15 protein-coding genes are annotated in these 17,226 nt (G+C 34.4%); 2 read left to right on the forward strand and 13 right to left on the reverse strand.

The features are described from left to right. Positions 1-2 precede the first annotated feature (2 nt). The 11 genes from ACHMWN_RS02895 to ACHMWN_RS02945 form a co-directional block, all read right to left on the reverse strand. The gene (locus ACHMWN_RS02895; RefSeq protein ID WP_397297597.1) at positions 3-1,094 is read right to left on the reverse strand and encodes a glutaminyl-peptide cyclotransferase; all 1,092 of its coding nucleotides are present in this window, start codon (positions 1,092-1,094) and stop codon (positions 3-5) included. Beyond that, entirely contained in the window at positions 1,072-1,437 is a 366-nt protein-coding gene (locus ACHMWN_RS02900; RefSeq protein ID WP_397297599.1) for a YraN family protein, read from the reverse strand. The genes ACHMWN_RS02895 and ACHMWN_RS02900 overlap by 23 nt, the downstream gene beginning before the upstream one ends. Next, positions 1,437-3,377: a DNA primase gene (gene dnaG / locus ACHMWN_RS02905; protein WP_397297601.1), complete on the reverse strand. Its 1,941-nt coding sequence runs from the start codon at positions 3,375-3,377 to the stop codon at positions 1,437-1,439. Before dnaG ends, ACHMWN_RS02900 begins: the two co-directional genes overlap by 1 nt. A gap of 46 nt (positions 3,378-3,423) precedes the next feature. After that, entirely contained in the window at positions 3,424-4,089 is a 666-nt protein-coding gene (locus tag ACHMWN_RS02910; protein WP_397297603.1) for an SGNH/GDSL hydrolase family protein, read from the reverse strand. A gap of 5 nt (positions 4,090-4,094) precedes the next feature. Further along, positions 4,095-4,328: a DUF3471 domain-containing protein gene (locus ACHMWN_RS02915; RefSeq protein ID WP_397297605.1), complete on the reverse strand. Its 234-nt coding sequence runs from the start codon at positions 4,326-4,328 to the stop codon at positions 4,095-4,097. 16 nt (positions 4,329-4,344) lie between these two features. Further along, positions 4,345-5,664 (reverse strand): serine hydrolase domain-containing protein, encoded by a 1,320-nt coding sequence (locus ACHMWN_RS02920; protein ID WP_397297607.1) that lies wholly within the window; start codon positions 5,662-5,664, stop codon positions 4,345-4,347. 89 nt (positions 5,665-5,753) lie between these two features. Then, on the reverse strand, positions 5,754-6,698 hold the full coding sequence (locus tag ACHMWN_RS02925; RefSeq protein ID WP_397297608.1) for a hypothetical protein: 945 nt from the start codon (positions 6,696-6,698) through the stop codon (positions 5,754-5,756). 61 nt (positions 6,699-6,759) lie between these two features. Then, positions 6,760-7,941 (reverse strand): M20 family metallopeptidase, encoded by a 1,182-nt coding sequence (locus ACHMWN_RS02930; RefSeq protein ID WP_397297609.1) that lies wholly within the window; start codon positions 7,939-7,941, stop codon positions 6,760-6,762. Positions 7,942-7,959: 18 nt separating this feature from the next. After that, positions 7,960-8,400 (reverse strand): SPOR domain-containing protein, encoded by a 441-nt coding sequence (locus tag ACHMWN_RS02935; protein ID WP_397297610.1) that lies wholly within the window; start codon positions 8,398-8,400, stop codon positions 7,960-7,962. A 107-nt stretch (positions 8,401-8,507) separates the two neighbouring features. Further along, positions 8,508-11,810: a preprotein translocase subunit SecA gene (gene secA, locus ACHMWN_RS02940; protein ID WP_397297611.1), complete on the reverse strand. Its 3,303-nt coding sequence runs from the start codon at positions 11,808-11,810 to the stop codon at positions 8,508-8,510. A 149-nt stretch (positions 11,811-11,959) separates the two neighbouring features. Continuing rightward, the gene (locus ACHMWN_RS02945) at positions 11,960-12,262 is read right to left on the reverse strand and encodes a hypothetical protein (protein ID WP_182923261.1); all 303 of its coding nucleotides are present in this window, start codon (positions 12,260-12,262) and stop codon (positions 11,960-11,962) included. 122 nt (positions 12,263-12,384) lie between these two features. Between ACHMWN_RS02945 and purD the strand changes: the two genes are divergently transcribed. After that, positions 12,385-13,656 carry a phosphoribosylamine--glycine ligase gene (gene purD, locus ACHMWN_RS02950; RefSeq protein ID WP_397297613.1) on the forward strand — a complete coding sequence of 424 codons (1,272 nt, stop codon included), beginning with the start codon at positions 12,385-12,387 and terminating at the stop codon, positions 13,654-13,656. 102 nt (positions 13,657-13,758) lie between these two features. On the opposite strand, the gene ACHMWN_RS02955 is transcribed toward purD, so the two are convergent. Then, positions 13,759-14,925, reverse strand: coding sequence for a redoxin domain-containing protein (locus ACHMWN_RS02955; protein WP_397297614.1), 1,167 nt, complete (start codon positions 14,923-14,925; stop codon positions 13,759-13,761). Positions 14,926-15,000: 75 nt separating this feature from the next. Beyond that, the gene (locus ACHMWN_RS02960) at positions 15,001-16,107 is read right to left on the reverse strand and encodes a formimidoylglutamase (RefSeq protein WP_397297615.1); all 1,107 of its coding nucleotides are present in this window, start codon (positions 16,105-16,107) and stop codon (positions 15,001-15,003) included. A gap of 152 nt (positions 16,108-16,259) precedes the next feature. Between ACHMWN_RS02960 and ACHMWN_RS02965 the strand changes: the two genes are divergently transcribed. Then, entirely contained in the window at positions 16,260-17,222 is a 963-nt protein-coding gene (locus tag ACHMWN_RS02965; RefSeq protein WP_397297617.1) for an NAD-dependent epimerase/dehydratase family protein, read from the forward strand. Positions 17,223-17,226: the final 4 nt, after the last annotated feature.

Consider the following 17,226-nt stretch of genomic DNA (forward strand, 5'->3'; position numbering starts at 1 on the left):
TACTACTTATTTGTAGAGTTTGCAATTAGTTTTATCTCAAATATTTTTGGCCATTTTTTACCTGTCACAAAAAGACGTTTGCCTTTAGCATCCCAAGCAATCCCGTTTAATACATTATTTCCTCGCTCAAAATCGGTTTTAAAGTAATCGTTTGCTGGAAAAATACCTGAGAGATTTATTCTACCTTCAACAGCACCATTTTGAGGATTAATGATTAATATGGTATCGGTAGTATAAACGTTTGCATAAATCTTACCATCGATAAATTCGAGTTCATTTAGGTTTTCGATTGAACCTTTATTATCATAAACAGTGATTGAACCAATTCTTCTATAATCATTCTTATCTAAAAAGAAAATAGTATCTGTACCATCTGTATTTAATACTTTTTGCCCATCAAAAGCTAGTCCCCAACCCTCTTTTCCTGTAGTATACGAGAACTCTGAAAGCTTTTTTAACGTTGCTTTATCGTAAACAAAACCCATTTTTTCTTGATAGGTTAATTGAATTATTTTATCACCAATAACTGTTATTCCTTCAGCAAAATACTTTTTATCTACTGGTGTAGATTGCAAAACTTTTCCTGTTGATGGCTCTACTTTACGCAAACTAGAATGTCCATAATCCCCAGCACTTTCGTAGAAGAAACCGTCGTGATATTCTAAACCTTCTACATAAGATGAGGTGTCATGCGGTAAAGTTTTAATTATTTTATATGTATATTCTATTGGAGCTTTAGCAGCTAAAACATTAATATTTGCCGTTAGTTCTTCACTTGTTCCTTCCCCATAAATTTTTGCCGTTAGTAAATGGCTACCTAATTTTAATTCTTCTGTTTTTAATCTAATTGATGTAGTATCAACTTTTGAAGCGACTTTTGTACTATCTATTAAATAAACCACAGAATCCACTTTTTTATCTTTCCCAAATAGGATTTTAACTTCAACTTCAGTTCCTGAAGAAACGTTTTGTCCAACTTCTGGAGAAAGAAAACTGCGATAAGTAGATGAATTTTTACAAGCGCTTACAAAAACGACAACTATTCCAATAAATAATAAGGTTTTGATTTGACTAATCTTCAGGCCAGAATGCATCTTCAATATGTTTTAAAGTGTGATTATTTTGTTTATCAAAAAGAATAGAAATAATATCAAAGCGGATTTCGCCTTCATGATTCATCAATTCTATATATTCATTTGCAGCTAATTCCATTTGTTTTTGTTTAGCAATGCTTACAAAATCTTCGGGTAAGCCAAAAGCTATTGAGCTCCGAGTTTTTACCTCCACAAAAATGATTTGTCTATTTAAATAAGCTATTAAATCAACTTCTGCTTTGCCATGCACCCAATTTTCATCTAAAATTTCATACCCATTTTTTTCTAAATGTTGCTTTGCAATTGTTTCTCCTTTAATACCTAAATCGTTATGAATTGCCATTATTTAACAATTACAGAGCCTAGAAATCTAGAAATTTCTTTCTCTACATTCTTAATAAAAGCATATCGTTGCATCAAAATCTCTTGATTAGCAGCATCACTTTCTGTTTTAATTTCTTTCAACAAATCCAATAAAATCCGATCTACTTTTCTCTTTTTAAGGTGATATAATCCGCCCAAAATTGTTGCTTTTAAGTTTATGGTTTCATCACGCACATAAATATTATGCTTATTATACCAGTTTTCACTTAATGTGTACGGAGAAGTGGAAAGTGTAATAGCTAGATCTGCAATTTCTCTATCCTCGCTTTTTATAAACTGATTTGCAGTTGGCAACTGCCCATTTTCTATTTCAGTCCTATAGTGATCTATAATTCTTTTACATAGTTCATTTTCAAACGTAACATCAGTTAAATTTTGCATGATAAAAGAACCGATGTACATATTATCAATCTTATCCCAACTCACTAATTCATGTCCAAAAGCTAACAATAAACGCACAATTTCTTGCTCTTGTAGTTCGTCGTTTGTAGCAACTGCAGTTGTTACTTGGGGTTCATCGTCAGCTAAAAGATCAGCAGGAGGCATATCTTGATATTGAGATGGCCTTGCTTGAGGAGCGGATGCTTTTTTAAATTTTGCAGCCCGCATGGTGTTTAATTCACTTAGCAAAACTCTTTCTTCTATTGCTAACAAGCTACTGCACTCGCGAATAAAAACTGAGGCTTTAATATTGTCTGGAATTTTGGCTATGCTTTCTACAATATCTCTAATAATTCCAGCCCTTTTTATTGGATCTGTTCCAGCTTCTGCTAAAAGGATATTTGCTTTATATAGAATAAAATCCTGACGATTGTCTTCTATGTAAGTTTTAAATGCTCCTGCACCAACTTTATGCATATACGAATCAGGGTCATCTCCTGCTGGGAAAGACACTACCTTTACGTTTAATCCCTCCTCTAAAATCATATCCAATCCACGTAAAGATGCTTTTATACCTGCTGCATCTCCATCGTAAAGAATAGTTACATTTTGTGTAAAACGACCAATTAAACGTATTTGTTCTATTGTTAATGATGTTCCTGAAGATGCAACTACATTTTCTATATAAGCTTGGTGAACAGAAAGCACATCCGCATATCCTTCTACTAAATAACAATTATCTAAATCTCTGATTGCTTTTTTAGCATGAAAAAGACCATATAGTACATTAGATTTATGGTAAATTTCACTTTCTGGAGAGTTTACATATTTGGGAACATTTTTATCCGTTTTTAATGTTCGTCCGCCAAAGCCAATTACTCTACCTGTAAAATTGTGTATTGGGAACATTACCCTCCCTCTAAATCTATCGTATAATTTACCTTTATCATTTCTGATGGATAAACCTGTTTTTTCTAGGTATTCTTCTGCATGTTTATTTTTAACCGCATCTTGAGTTAATGCATCCCAAACATCTGGCGAATAACCCAGATTAAATTTTTTGATGATATCTGCTCTAAAACCACGTTCTTTAAAATAACTTAAACCAATCGCTTTACCTTCTGAGTTATTCCATAATTGCTCTTCAAAAAAAGTAGCTGCAAATTGCGATACAATGTATAAGCTTTCTTTAGCATTTTGTGCTTCTAAATCTTGTACGGTCTCGACTGTTTCTTCGACCTCAATATTATATTTTTGGGCTAAAAACTTAAGTGCTTCTGGATAAGAATATTTCTCATGCTCCATAATGAAGCGAACAGAATCTCCGCCCTTGCCACAACCAAAGCACTTGTAAATTCCTTTGGTTACCGAAACATGGAATGAAGGAGTTTTTTCACCATGAAAAGGGCAATTGCCAATTAAACTGGTACCGCGTTTTTTTAAATGCACAAAATCACCTACTACCTCTTCTATTCGGGCAGTATCCATTATTTTGTCTATTGTTTCGCGGTTTATCATAATTAGTATTCGTTATTGCTAGGAAATCGCAATGACGATAATGCTTTTACTTAATAAAAGGTAACATTGTATCGGCTACCAATTGATTACCTACATCGTTTAGATGTACTTTATCAACAGTTAAAACGCCTTTTTCTATATCTGCAGTATTATTTCTGTCCTCGTACGCTGTAAAAGCTTTTCTTAAATCGCAAAGCGGAAGATTATTTTTTGCAGCCAATTCTCTAATACCAGCAGCATATTTGTTTAAATCTGCATCAACTTCGTTTGCATTGTTTTTCTTTTCACCAATAACTGAAGGTGTACACATTACAATCTTACTTCCGTTAGCTTGAATTTTATTAATTAATGCCTGATAGAATTTCAAATATTTATCATAATCAGTACCTGTATGTGCTCCTAATTTATGCCAAACATCGTTTATACCCACATATATGATTACTAAATCTGGTTTTTTATTTAGCACATCATCTTCTAATCTCAAGTAAAGATCGTATACCTTATTTCCACCAACACCAGCTCCAATTAACTCATATTGAGTAGGATCTAATGTTTTTTTTAAAAGATTAATATAACCATTGCCTTGAACTCCGGCTTGTGTTATTGAATCGCCAAAGAAAATGACTTTTTTAGGTTTTGCTTTCATCGCCATGCATAAAGATAAAATAGCAAAAAATGCTACTAGTCTGCCTAATTTGATATAATTTTTCATCATTCTTATTTTGTGTTGGTTATTTTAAAATTCAAATCCTGAAAATCGAAACTAAAATCTGTTAATGGAGAAATTGCCTCCAATTTAAATCCATCTGCTGATGCATTATTGTTTAAACTAAAATTCACAAACGCATCTGCATCCAAACTTCTATCGTACCATTTTACTATAAAAGTATTGCCTTTATAATAAGTCATATCTCCTCTTAATTTTGGTGAATTTTTTGCCTGAAAATGCATTTTTCCATTTATTTCACTAATGGTAACGTCTCCAAACCGAAGAATCTTTGAATGTTCCCAAGTAATTTTTGGTATCAGGTTTTGTATTATTTGATTTCTGTGCTGTTGCGATATCTGCCCAAATTTTATCTACAATTTCTTTTGCTTGTTTCTCGTTTCTTAATCTATTATCGTTGTAGGTTTTTATTCTATTTTGGCCTTTTATGTCTAAATATCCGTCTTTAATGGAATTGGTTATAGAATTAAATGCAGCACCAGATTGCTGATTGGTTAATACAATAATACCCAATTTGAGTTCTGGTAAAATAGTAACCTGAGTTACAATTCCGGATAAACCACCAGTATGCGTTGCCTGGAATTTTCCATTTACTGAACTTAAAAACCAGCCTAATCCGTAACTACTAAAACTGCTCGGATTACCGCCAGCAATAATGGTTTGTGGTGTCCAAAGTTCTCTTGCAACCGCAGGGCTGAATAACTTTTTATCTAAGTTATCACCGTATTTGCCTCCGTTAATCATTGCAATAACCCATTTACTCATATCTGTAATGCTCGAATAAATTCCGCCAGCAGCATTAGCAATTTCACCAAAACTTAAACCAACTGGCAATAATTTGTCTTCATAAGGCGCATGACCATCTATTACATTCGATTTATCTTTTAAACGATACCATGATGCCGCAGTTTTCGACATGCCTAAAGGTTTTATTATTTTGCTTTCTATAAAATCTTCATAGGTCATCCCAGAAACTCTTGCTACTACATCACCAGCTACAATGTACATTAAATTATCATAATCGTATTTTGTACGGAACGAAGAAACTGGTTTCAAATACCGAAGATTATGAATCAATTGTTTCTTATCTACTGTTGATGAATCTGGCCAAATCATTAAATCGCCTGCACCTAAACCCAAGCCACTACGGTGCGTTAACAAATCCCTTACAGTAAATTCGCTCGTTACATACGGATCGTACATTTTAAATTCTGGAATTACATCAATTACTTTCGTATCCCATGTTATTTTTTTCTCATCTACCAACATACCCAAAGCCGCAGCAGTAAATGCTTTTGTATTTGATGCCACACCAAAAAGTGTGTTTTCATCAACCTTTAAATTTGTTTTGATAGAGCGAACGCCATATCCTTTTGCATGAATAACTTTGCCATCTTTAACAACTGCAACGGCAATGCCTGGAACATTAAATGTACTTAACGTTTTTTCAGCTACGCTATCTATTTGTTTAGAAGTTAAGATTTGAGCGTGTAAGCTACTCGTTGAAAATAGCACAATAGCTAATAACAACTTTGTTTTAGTGCGATAAAGTGATTGCATAAATGAGATTTTTGAGAGTTAAAGATAATGAAATTGTTGGATTGTTAATGTTTACTAGCACCTAGCAATTCAACAATTAACACTCAATTTTACTTTCCTCTAGCCAACTTATAATCTTTATGCACTACTAAGAAACTAGCCCTTTCTTCTTTCTTAAAAGGATAATCCCAATTACCTTGATAAGTGATTTTTGTAGGTAATTTCACTTCATCAAAATAACTCATTTCAATGTTCATTTGCACATCAAAATCAAACAACATATTGCTGTATTTCATATCAACATACCGCCCAAGAATTTCGAAGTTTCTTTTGTCAAAAATGGTAACCAACTCTTTAATCATCAAGCCATCTTTTGTCCAACTACTTAAATCTGGTTTTACAGAAATTTTAAATCGATATACAGGAATTGAATCTAGATAAGTACCGCTATAAAAAGTATAATCATAATACTGACGCATATTGGCTGTAAATATTTGAGTTTTACTACCTATAAATGGCAATCCTTTAATTGGTCTACCGGGATTAAAAATTAAGGTTTTTAATTTATCCTTGTAACTTTCATTCGTACCACCCTTACCATCACTGCTGGGTGCATTTGGTACAAAATCGGTGTTATAAGCGTTCATAAAAATGTAATCGAACATTTCTACTGTATACAACTGATACTTACCGTTTTTCTTGTAAACTTTCCCATTATCTTCCTTTACTAAATATTCCATTTTGTAAGGGCCATTGTTATTATGTCTTATTTTTCTATACACTTTCCCATCAACTTTGTCATTTTTATCGTAAGTATAAATTCTATTTTCAGCAATGAAAGTATACTTTTTCATGTTGCGAAATGCCTGATAAAAACTAGTATCGTTGATGATTGCATTGATAAATCGTTCTATATTTAAACGCTGCGCTTTAATGACCACTACAGAATCTAACTGTATAGTTTTAATGGTATCAGGATTAAAACGTGGAATTTCTTGACCATTAGCTTTTAAAAAGAAAATAGATAAAGCTAATAATAGAACTATTTTTTTCATGTTTTTTTTAAATACAAAAATCTTGCCCTTTTGAAATGAAGTATTAAAGCGAAGTTCTTAATTAATTTCCGAGTTGTTTTAGAGCGATATAAGCCATCAACCCTGTTGAAGTTTTTAAGGCGTCTTCATCAATATCGAAGTTTGGCGTATGAACAGAATAGGTTGTTCCTTTTTCTGCATTTCCAGTCCCCAAACGATAAAAACAAGCATCAGTTACTTGAGAATAATATGCAAAATCTTCTGCTGCCATCCAAATATCTAAATCAATCACATTTTCTTTTCCTAAGTATTCTTCAGCAAAAGTGCGAGCATTATCTGTTAGTTTTTCTTCATTAATTAAAAACGGATAACCACGCATAATAGTAAACTCACAACTTCCGCCCATGCTTTCTGCAATGCCTTCAGCCATTTTCTTCATCAACTTATGCGCTTCGTTTCTCCAATCTTCGTTTAGCGTTCTAAAAGTTCCTTCCAATTTTACCTCATTAGGAATGATATTAGTTGCACCATTGGCATTCACTTTACCAAAAGAAAGTACGGATGGTAAACGAGGATCTGCATTACGACTAACGATTTGCTGTAATGCCACGATGATATGAGCGGTAATTAAAACTGGATCTATATTTTGATGAGGTTGTGCACCATGACCACCCTTCCCATGAACGGTTACGTACAATTCATCTGTTGACGCCATATAAATTCCAGATCGAAAACCTACCTTACCAGTTTCGATTAACGGCATTACATGTTGACCAACTATAGCTTGTGGTTTAGGATTTTCGAGCACTCCTTCTTTAATCATAATGCTAGCACCTCCTGGTAAAACTTCTTCTGCAGGTTGAAAAACTAGTTTAATCGTGCCCGCAAATTCATCTTTCAATTGATTTAAAATATAAGCTGTACCTAAAAGTGATGAGCTATGTACATCATGTCCACACGCATGCATTACTCCTTGATTTTTAGATCGATAGGGTTTATCATTTGCCTCATGAATAGGTAAAGCATCCATATCAGCACGCAATGCGATAATATTTTCTGATGGAATTTTGCCCTTGATTAAACCTACAATACCCGTATTAGCCATATCGGTAAATTCGATACCCCATTTCGTTAACTTGTCTTTGATAAACAAAGAGGTTTGAAATTCTTTAAAAGAAAGTTCTGGATGAGCATGAATATGATGGCGATAACCAACAACATCGTTATATATTTTAGCGGATAATTCTTGTATCTTCTGTTTCATAAATCTATTTGTTAGGCGCTATTTATTTACATCATCTAATTCAGGAGCATTTATCTTTTCTCTGAAAATAAATAATGTCGGGAAATTTGCCTTTAACTCATTCAGTAAGCGTTGGGCCTCCATTCTGCTTCTAAAATCCCCTACACGTAAATAATAATTCGGTTCTTTATAGGTAATGTATGTTCTAAGTTGCGGGTAAAGCGCCTTAAATCTGCTCTGTTCATTAAACGCCTCTCTTCTATCAGAGCCGTAAAAAACCTGTACCCTATAACCCATATCAGATACTATTGCCTTACTTGTGGGGTTAGTAATTGTTGGTTTTGTTCTGTTTAGCTCTATTCGCTTTGCAATAAGGCTATCTATTAAAGGATCTTTAACAACAGTAACTTCCCCTTTAGTTTGAGCAAAAGAAAACTGAAAGCACAATACAAAAATAATAGATAGATAAATTCTCATCATAATATTAAGATAGATTACTTGTCACTCTTCATCAAATGACGAATAGGTAGTATAAAAAGAATGCCGAACTTTTTACAAAATTCGGCATTCTTATCTGGTATTACAAATTATCCGTTTATACCATGGCAGTTTTTATACTTTTTGCCACTACCACAAGGACAAGGTTCGTTTCTGCCAACCGTAGCTTCTTTACGAATCGGTTGTTGTGGTACCGCCTCACGTGTATCGCCAAACTCAACACCTGGTTGTTCTGAACCATACTCTTGTTTAGTAGTTTGTAATTTTGGTTGCTTTTTAGCTACTGGTGCCTCTCTAACATCATCAACATCTTGCTGCACTGGAATACCACCTTTGTATAAGAAACTTACAACCTCTTTATTTACTACATTCAACATGCTTTTAAATAAGTTGAAGGCCTCCATTTTATAAATGATTAATGGATCTTTTTGCTCATACACAGCATTTTGCACGGATTGCTTTAACTCGTCCATTTCACGCAAATGCTCCTTCCAACTGTCATCAATTAAAGCAAGAATAATTGTTTTCTCGAAGGCTTTAGTTACTTCACGACCATTGTTATCTATTGCTTTTTGTAAGTTAACAGGAACTTGTATATGTCTTATTCCATCTGTAAATGGTACTACAACTTGCTCAATTTGTTGTCCTCGCTCTGCATAAACTTGTTTTAACACTTGCATAGACTGATTGATGATACCTTCAGACTTACGAGCATAAAAAGCAGTAACTTCTTCGAACAAGGTATCTGTTAAAGCATGAATGTTCTTAGAATTAAAATCTTGTTCTGAAATTGCAGTATCTGCTGAGAAGTTTTTAATTACCTCTAATCTAAAACCTTCGTAATTTCCTTCTTCTTTGTATTCAGTTACAATATCTTCTGCAACATCAAATACCATGTTATTCATATCTACATCTAAACGATCACCAAATAAAGCATTGCGACGTTTAGCATAAATAACCGTACGTTGTGAGTTCATTACATCATCATACTCTAACAAACGTTTACGAACGCCAAAGTTGTTTTCTTCCACTTTTTTCTGAGCTCGCTCAATAGAGTTGGTAATCATAGAATGTTGAATTACTTCTCCATCCTCAATTCCCATTTTCACCATAATATTAGAAATACGCTCCGAACCAAATAAACGCATTAAGTTATCTTCTAATGATACGAAGAATTGCGAAGTTCCTGGATCTCCTTGACGACCAGCACGACCACGTAGCTGTCTATCTACACGACGAGATTCATGGCGTTCTGTACCTACAATCGCTAAACCTCCAGCTTCTTTAACGCCTGGGCCTAATTTAATATCGGTACCACGACCAGCCATATTCGTTGCAATGGTTACCTGTCCAGCCTGACCAGCTTCTGCAACAATATCTGCTTCTTTTTGGTGCATTTTCGCGTTTAATACATTGTGTTTTATTCCGCGAAGTTTAAGCATACGACTTAACAATTCCGAAATCTCAACCGATGTTGTACCTACTAAAACTGGGCGACCCGCTTCAGTTAGTTTTACAATTTCCTCTGCAACTGCATTGTATTTTTCACGAATGGTACGGTATACATAATCTTGCTCATCTTTACGAGCCATTACACGGTTAGTAGGAATTTCTACCACATCTAATTTATAAATAGACCAAAACTCACCAGCTTCTGTAGTTGCTGTACCCGTCATACCGCACAATTTGTGGTACATACGGAAGAAGTTTTGCAAAGTAACCGTTGCATACGTTTGTGATGCATCTTCTACCTTCACATTCTCTTTCGCCTCAATTGCTTGGTGCAAACCATCAGAGTAACGGCGACCATCCATAATACGACCAGTCTGCTCATCTACAATTTTAATTTTACCTTCATCGATGATATATTCAACATCAATTTCAAATAAAGTATACGCTTTTAATAATTGATTTACCGAGTGGATACGTTCTGCTTTCACAGAATAATCACGCATTAACGCATCTTTTTGAGCTATTTTTTGCTCGCTGCTTAAATCAGATTTTTCAATTTCAGCAATTGCTGTACCTACATCTGGTAAAACAAAAAAGTTAGGGTCTTCACCTTGTTGAGTAATTAACTCAATTCCTTTTTCTGTTAATTCAACTTGATTATTTTTCTCATCAATGTAGAAGAACAACTCAGAATCTACCTTAGGCATATTCTTAGATTGATCTGCCATATAATGATTTTCTGTTTTCAATAAAGTCTGTCTAACACTTCCTTCACTTAAAAACTTAATTAAGGCTTTACTTTTTGGCAAACCACGATGCGCACGTAATAATGCTAAACCACCTTCACCTTCTTCGGTTCCAGTTTTACCATCATTAATTAATTTTTTCGCTTCGTTTAATGCAGAAGAAACATATGTTTTTTGTGCATTTACCAAACGTTCGATACGTGGTTTTAATTCGTGAAATTCGTGTTGATCTCCAAAAGGAACTGGACCAGAAATAATTAACGGTGTACGAGCATCATCAATTAATACTGAATCGACCTCATCTACCATTGCGAAGTGCAATTTACGTTGGACCAATTGATCTGGCGTTTGAGACATGTTGTCACGCAAATAATCGAAACCAAATTCATTGTTTGTTCCGTAGGTAATATCTGCTAAATAAGCGTTTCTACGTTCTTGTGAGTTTGGTTCGTGTTTATCAATACAGTCTACACTCAATCCATGAAACTCGAATAATGGCCCATTCCATTCACTATCACGACGAGCTAAATAATCATTCACGGTTACAATGTGAACACCTTGTCCAGCTAATGCATTTAAATATGCTGGCAATGTACTTACTAAGGTTTTACCCTCACCAGTTGCCATCTCGGCTATTTTACCGCTATTTAAAACCATACCACCTATCAACTGTACATCGTAGTGAACCATGTTCCAAACTACTTCAGTTCCAGAGGCATCCCATCTGTTAGCCCAATATGCTTTATCACCAACAATTTTTACATTGCTTTTGCGAGCTGCATAATCTCTATCAAATTGTGTAGCGGTAACTTCTAACTGCTCGTTTTCACTTAAACGGCGAGAAGTATCTTTTACAACTGCAAAAGCAGCTGGTAAAATTTGCAATAGCACTTTTTCCAATTCTACATCGCGTTCTTTAACAAGTGCATCAACCTCATCGTATAAAGCAGTTTTTTCATGCAATGCTAAATCCTGTGCTTCTGCTTTAAGTTTAGTATCAGCAATTTTCGTATCAATATCAGCTAATGCTGATGCAATAGTTTCTTTAAACTCAACAGTTTTATAACGTAATTCGTCGTTACTTAATGACGAAAGTTTTGCGTACTCTTCGTTAATTTGTTGTACTAAAGGCTGTAACGCTTTAATATCTCTTTCTGATTTGCTCCCAAATATCTTGGCTAAAAATCCTAACATGTTTTATGATTGTGTTTATATTATTCTTAAAATGTTCAATTTGCAACAACCAAGCCATTGCTTAAACTAAGTCAACTTGGCAGTTAAGGGATAAAAATTCCTTTTCCTAATCTGAATAGATTGGGATTATATACTAAAGAGGGAAATAATTAGGGACTATTATTTTTTGGCTTTTTCCGTATCGTTAAATCGGCAACGATGTGATTATACGTAACGTGTTTTGCAACTTTAATTTCTGGCAATAAGCCAATTAAAGTTAATTCACTATATGATAATAGGAATGGATTTCTTTGGTCGTTAAGCTGATTGACATCCGTATTAACAACTTGAGAATCGTTTTGCGTTTTATTACAATACCGCTCTGTTAATAGCTTTAACCTCCCTACATCTTCCGCTTTTGCGAGATGAGTAAGGCTAAAAAATACAAGTGATATGGCAACAACGTGTTTCATTCTTGCGGCAAATCTAATTTTAATCTTTTACATACAGAAATCTAATTGGTTAATTACAAGTATTTAGGAATTAGCTGATTTATTTACCGCTCTTTTTAACTGAAAGCAATATCTTTGCTTGCATGAATATTTTATTGTTAGGTTCTGGCGGAAGAGAGTGCGCTTTTGCTTGGAAAATGAGCCAATCTACTCATTGCTCAAAATTATTTATCGCTCCTGGTAATGCGGGTACTGGGGCTTACGGCAAAAATGTAACTTTAAATCCGAATGATTTTGAAGCAGTAAAAACCTTTGCTTTAAAAGAAAATATTAATCTTTTAGTAGTTGGACCAGAAGAACCTTTGGTAAATGGTATTCATGATTTTTTTGCTAACGATGAAGAATTAACTCACATTCCCGTTATCGGACCAAAAAAAGAAGGTGCAATTTTAGAAGGAAGCAAAGATTTTTCTAAGCAATTTATGGAGCGTCACGGTATTCCTACTGCCGCATCTAAATCTTTTACGAATGAAAACTTAGCAGATGGATTAGCCTATTTGCAAAATCATGCTACACCAATTGTATTAAAAGCTGATGGTTTAGCGGCTGGAAAAGGCGTTTTAATTTTAGATAATGTTGCCGAAGCACAAGAAGAATTAAAATTAATGCTAGGTGGAAAATTCGGCAATGCTGGAAGTACAGTAGTAATTGAAGAATTTTTAACAGGAATTGAACTTTCAGTTTTTGTATTGAGTGATGGAAAAAACTATGTGATTTTACCAGAAGCGAAAGATTACAAAAGAATTGGGCAAGGCGATACGGGTTTAAATACTGGCGGAATGGGTTCGGTTTCTCCTGTTCCATTTGCTGATGAAGCTTTTATGGCTCAAGTAAAACAAGAAATTATTCAACCAACCATTGATGGTTTATTAAAAGACAACATTGAGTATACTGGTTTTATCTTCTTTGGATTGATTAAAGTTGGAGATAAACCTTATGTAATTGAATACAATTGCCGTATGGGCGATCCAGAAACGGAAAGTGTTATTCCTCGTATAGAAAGCGATTTAGTTGAATTATTCATCGCGTGTGCGGATAAAAAATTAGCCAATTATCAATTAAAAATCAGTAAGAAAAGTGCAGCAACTATTATGCTAGTTGCAGGTGGTTATCCAGGCGAATATGAAAAAGGGAAAGCAATTTCTGGAATTGAAAACCTACGTGATTCTTTAGCTTTTCATGCTGGGACTAGTTTAGAAGGTGGCATTGTTAAATCAAATGGCGGTAGAGTGATTGCCATTACCAGTTTACAAGATGATCAGTTTAATGCCTTACAAAGGGCTACAGCAGATGCTGGTCGCATTTATTTTGACGGTAAATATTTTAGAGAAGATATTGGCTTCGATTTAATGTAATTAATTTCGATTAACGTTAATTCTTTAACATCTCAAAAAAATAGCCGCTGATTCGCAGATTTAATATTCATTTAATGAATCTGCTAATCAGCGGCAAAAATTTTACTTAGCTAGTGTTTTTCCTTCTTTCTTGCCAAGAATTTCAGCTAGTTTAGTTTGCAATTCTTCGCCTCTAATGTTACGAGCAATAATTTTTCCGTTCGGATCTACTAAAAAGTTAAATGGAATAGCTTGTACACCAAAACTTTTTGATACTGTATTATCCCATCCTTTTAAATCAGTTACATGAGTCCACGTTAAGCCATCATCTTTAACTGCTTGTAACCAAGCTTCTTTTGTAGTACGTGTATTTCCACCATCTAAAGAAACACCTAAAACAGTAAAACCATTATGTCTATATTTATTATAGGCAGCAACCACATTCGGGTTTTCTCCTCTACAAGGACCACACCAAGATGCCCAAAAATCAACTAACACATAACTTCCTTTAAAATCAGAAAGGTGAACTGGCATACCGTGTCTGTCGTTTTGAGTAAAATTAACAGCAGTTATCCCAATTTGAGTTTTCTTAGCACCATCAATAGCGGTTTTAATGTCTTTACCATATTGAGTTGCTCTTACCTCTGCCGAATATTTTAAAAATTCTGGTTCAACAACCTTTGGATCAATATCATATCCCATTGAACTTCTAAAAGCAACTAAACCTATGTATGAATCTAGATTTTCTGATGCGAATTTCTTAGTCAATGGATCTCTTTCTTTATTTGCAGCAGTATACTTAGCCATAAAAGGTTTCATGAATACGGTATCCTTTTTCTGTTCAGTTGTATAACCATTATATTCTTTCATCAGAACAGCTACATCCGCATCAATTTGTTTAAATAAAGCTTTAAACCTTGCATTGTCATCATTTACTTTTGACCCAGTTATTTTAGCATATTTAATTGAATCTGCTGCGTTAATATTTATGGTAGCTTTTTCTAAATAAAGAGAAATTACATCAGATGGAACTCTTTTCTTAGGGTCAACCGGTGCTGCATCATGCTTCACTCGAATAGATGCTGATGTTGGGCCTTCTATAGCACCTTTAAATTCGAAAGCACCGTTTACTAAAGTTGCAGAATCTGTAATACTGTTTGAGCCAACACGGTATATCAAAAATGCTTTAGCTGGTTCATTTAAATTACCAACTTTACCTTTTATAGTAAAGTCTTGCGCCATTAAGCCTAGTGGCAATAGGCAAAGGGCAGATAAAATTATTTTTTTCATTATCAATAGGGTTTTAGGGGGGTATTTATCAAAAATAGTAAACGTAAATTCTTTTAGCGAAATTCTCTTGTAAAATTATCCTAACTTTTGGTAAGTTCTCCACCATAAATCAGGCATTTCTCCATTAACCGCTGTATTATAATCCTCATAACGGCATGGCACAAGGTGATATCTTTCGTTTTTAGAAATTCCAGTCGGATAAGGCACTTGCATCCACCAGCGATCTGAACGCTTGCTTTTAACGAAATTCATTTCTCCAGAACCATCTTTTAAACTTGTTCGGTAAATGATGTATTGAGATTTTGGCGTTAATGGGAAATCTTTTTTTCGATTGTAAAATCCATCTACAAAATACCACACCATCTGAGCAAGAAGCATTGCCGTTTGTCCGTTACGATCATAGGCCGGATTAAACTCATAAAAACCAATTGAGGTGAGTTTATCATTCATTCCAGCATAACGAGTAATTCTGCAAATATCTTCACCATAAAAACCATTCGGTCCAGCATTTATATTTGCTCCAGCATCTGCAGAACGAACCGCACCAATATCAAAACTCATCATATTCGCATTACGGATAATTGGCTCTGTTAATGAAATATCTGACAAAAATTCTCCTAATCGGTGCACATCAAAATACAACTTATCCATTACTTTTAAGCTATCTTGATTCACAAAATAGGTTTGATAACCCACATTGCTAAAGTTGAATAAATAATTAGGTTGATGTAAAAATATTTTGCTCAAATATGAGTTAGAATCTGTTACAATTCCTTCATTATCATCTTCATCTAAATCAAACTTAGAGTCTACGACTACCAAATCCACCTTTTGTTCTAAGCTTTCATATGCCATATATTGCGCATAGGTAATATCCTGACCCCCACCAATTAACACCGGCAAAATATTCAATTTTATCAGCTCTGCTACCACTGTTTTTACTGCGAAATACGTGTCAGATATTTCTTTACCAGCAATAATATTTCCTAAATCAATTATTTTACTGGTAAAAGCACCTTCATTTAAGGCATAAAATTGAGCTCTAAAATGATCTGCGCCTAAAGAACAACCGTTATTATTTACTGCTCCTCTATCATCTTTTACTCCAATAATGGCAATATCATAGGTGTTTTCTTCCAAATCAGGAAAGCGATCGGTATAAAAATCAGCCTTTAATCCCAACTGACTGGTTAAAAATCCCTTTTTAGGGCTAAACTTATCGGGGTTAATAGGCGAAAAAAAAATCTGATAAAGACATAAAAGCGGTATAAATGTTTGGCATCAAATATCTATTTTTGAGCGCATATATTAATGAGCTATCTAAAAAAAATGATATGATACTGGTAACTGGCGCTACAGGGTTTTTAGGAGCAGAATTAATTACACAGTTAACGGCTCAAAGTTTAAAGGTTAGGGCTCTAAAAAGAACTACTTCTATTATTCCAGATTTACTGAAAGAAAATAAATTGGTGGAGTGGTTTGTTGCCGATATTAACGAGCCAGAAAGTTTAGCCGATGCTTTTGAAAACGTTACTCAAGTTTATCATTGCGCTGCTTTTATTTCGTTCGATCCTAAAGACAAAGCTAAATTACTGAAGATAAACATTGAAGGAACTTCAAATATTGTAAATCTTTGTGCTGAGCATCAAGCTCGATTAGTGCATGTAAGTTCTATTGCCGCATTAGGAAACGCAAAAAAAGACGAGCAAATTACTGAGAAAGATTTTTGGGAGTACGATTCTAAAGTGCATGCTTATGCTATCTCTAAGTATGAAGGCGAAATGGAAGTATGGCGGGGCATAGCCGAAGGATTAGATGCTGTAATTGTAAATCCCGCCGTAATTATTGGAAAAAATGCTGGATTTGAAGGCAGTGGAGCAATTTTCAAACTCGTAAAAGACGGTTTAAAATTTTATACCGATGGGGCAACAGGAATTGTTGATGTGGAAGATGTGGCAAAAGCAATGATACTTTTAATGAATAGTGAAGTTTCCGCAGAACGATATACCCTATCCGCAGATAATTTAAATTACAAAGATTTTTTTGCCGAAATTGCCACAGGATTTGGAATTAAACCTCCACAAATTGAAGCAAAACCTTGGATGTTAGGTATTGCGTGGAGAGCAGCAAAACTAGCTTCATTATTTACTCAAAAAGCACCTGCTTTAACACGAGATGCCGCTAGAAGTAGCTTCAATTTAAGTTATTATAGCAATGCCAAAGTTAAAAACGCAATTGATATAAATTTTAAACCTTTAAAAGAGAGCATTCTGGAAGTTTGCCAAGCTTTGAAATAATTTT

Origin of the sequence: Pedobacter sp. UC225_61 (assembly GCF_044452285.1) — a bacterium.
In the GTDB taxonomy this organism is placed as follows: domain Bacteria; phylum Bacteroidota; class Bacteroidia; order Sphingobacteriales; family Sphingobacteriaceae; genus Pedobacter.

Excerpts from the sequence above, each read along its gene's own strand:
- ACHMWN_RS02925 (WP_397297608.1), bottom strand. The coding sequence starts at position 6,698 with ATGAAAAAAATAGTTCTATTATTAGCTTTATCTATTTTCTTTTTAAAA.
- ACHMWN_RS02935 (WP_397297610.1), bottom strand. The coding sequence starts at position 8,400 with ATGATGAGAATTTATCTATCTATTATTTTTGTATTGTGCTTTCAGTTT.
- ACHMWN_RS02930 (WP_397297609.1), bottom strand. The coding sequence starts at position 7,941 with ATGAAACAGAAGATACAAGAATTATCCGCTAAAATATATAACGATGTT.
- secA (WP_397297611.1), bottom strand. The coding sequence starts at position 11,810 with ATGTTAGGATTTTTAGCCAAGATATTTGGGAGCAAATCAGAAAGAGAT.
- ACHMWN_RS02965 (WP_397297617.1), top strand. The coding sequence starts at position 16,260 with ATGATACTGGTAACTGGCGCTACAGGGTTTTTAGGAGCAGAATTAATT.
- ACHMWN_RS02945 (WP_182923261.1), bottom strand. The coding sequence starts at position 12,262 with ATGAAACACGTTGTTGCCATATCACTTGTATTTTTTAGCCTTACTCAT.
- ACHMWN_RS02920 (WP_397297607.1), bottom strand. The coding sequence starts at position 5,664 with ATGCAATCACTTTATCGCACTAAAACAAAGTTGTTATTAGCTATTGTG.
- purD (WP_397297613.1), top strand. The coding sequence starts at position 12,385 with ATGAATATTTTATTGTTAGGTTCTGGCGGAAGAGAGTGCGCTTTTGCT.
- ACHMWN_RS02955 (WP_397297614.1), bottom strand. The coding sequence starts at position 14,925 with ATGAAAAAAATAATTTTATCTGCCCTTTGCCTATTGCCACTAGGCTTA.
- ACHMWN_RS02895 (WP_397297597.1), bottom strand. The coding sequence starts at position 1,094 with ATGCATTCTGGCCTGAAGATTAGTCAAATCAAAACCTTATTATTTATT.
- dnaG (WP_397297601.1), bottom strand. The coding sequence starts at position 3,377 with ATGATAAACCGCGAAACAATAGACAAAATAATGGATACTGCCCGAATA.
- ACHMWN_RS02900 (WP_397297599.1), bottom strand. The coding sequence starts at position 1,437 with ATGGCAATTCATAACGATTTAGGTATTAAAGGAGAAACAATTGCAAAG.
- ACHMWN_RS02915 (WP_397297605.1), bottom strand. The coding sequence starts at position 4,328 with ATGCATTTTCAGGCAAAAAATTCACCAAAATTAAGAGGAGATATGACT.
- ACHMWN_RS02910 (WP_397297603.1), bottom strand. The coding sequence starts at position 4,089 with ATGAAAAATTATATCAAATTAGGCAGACTAGTAGCATTTTTTGCTATT.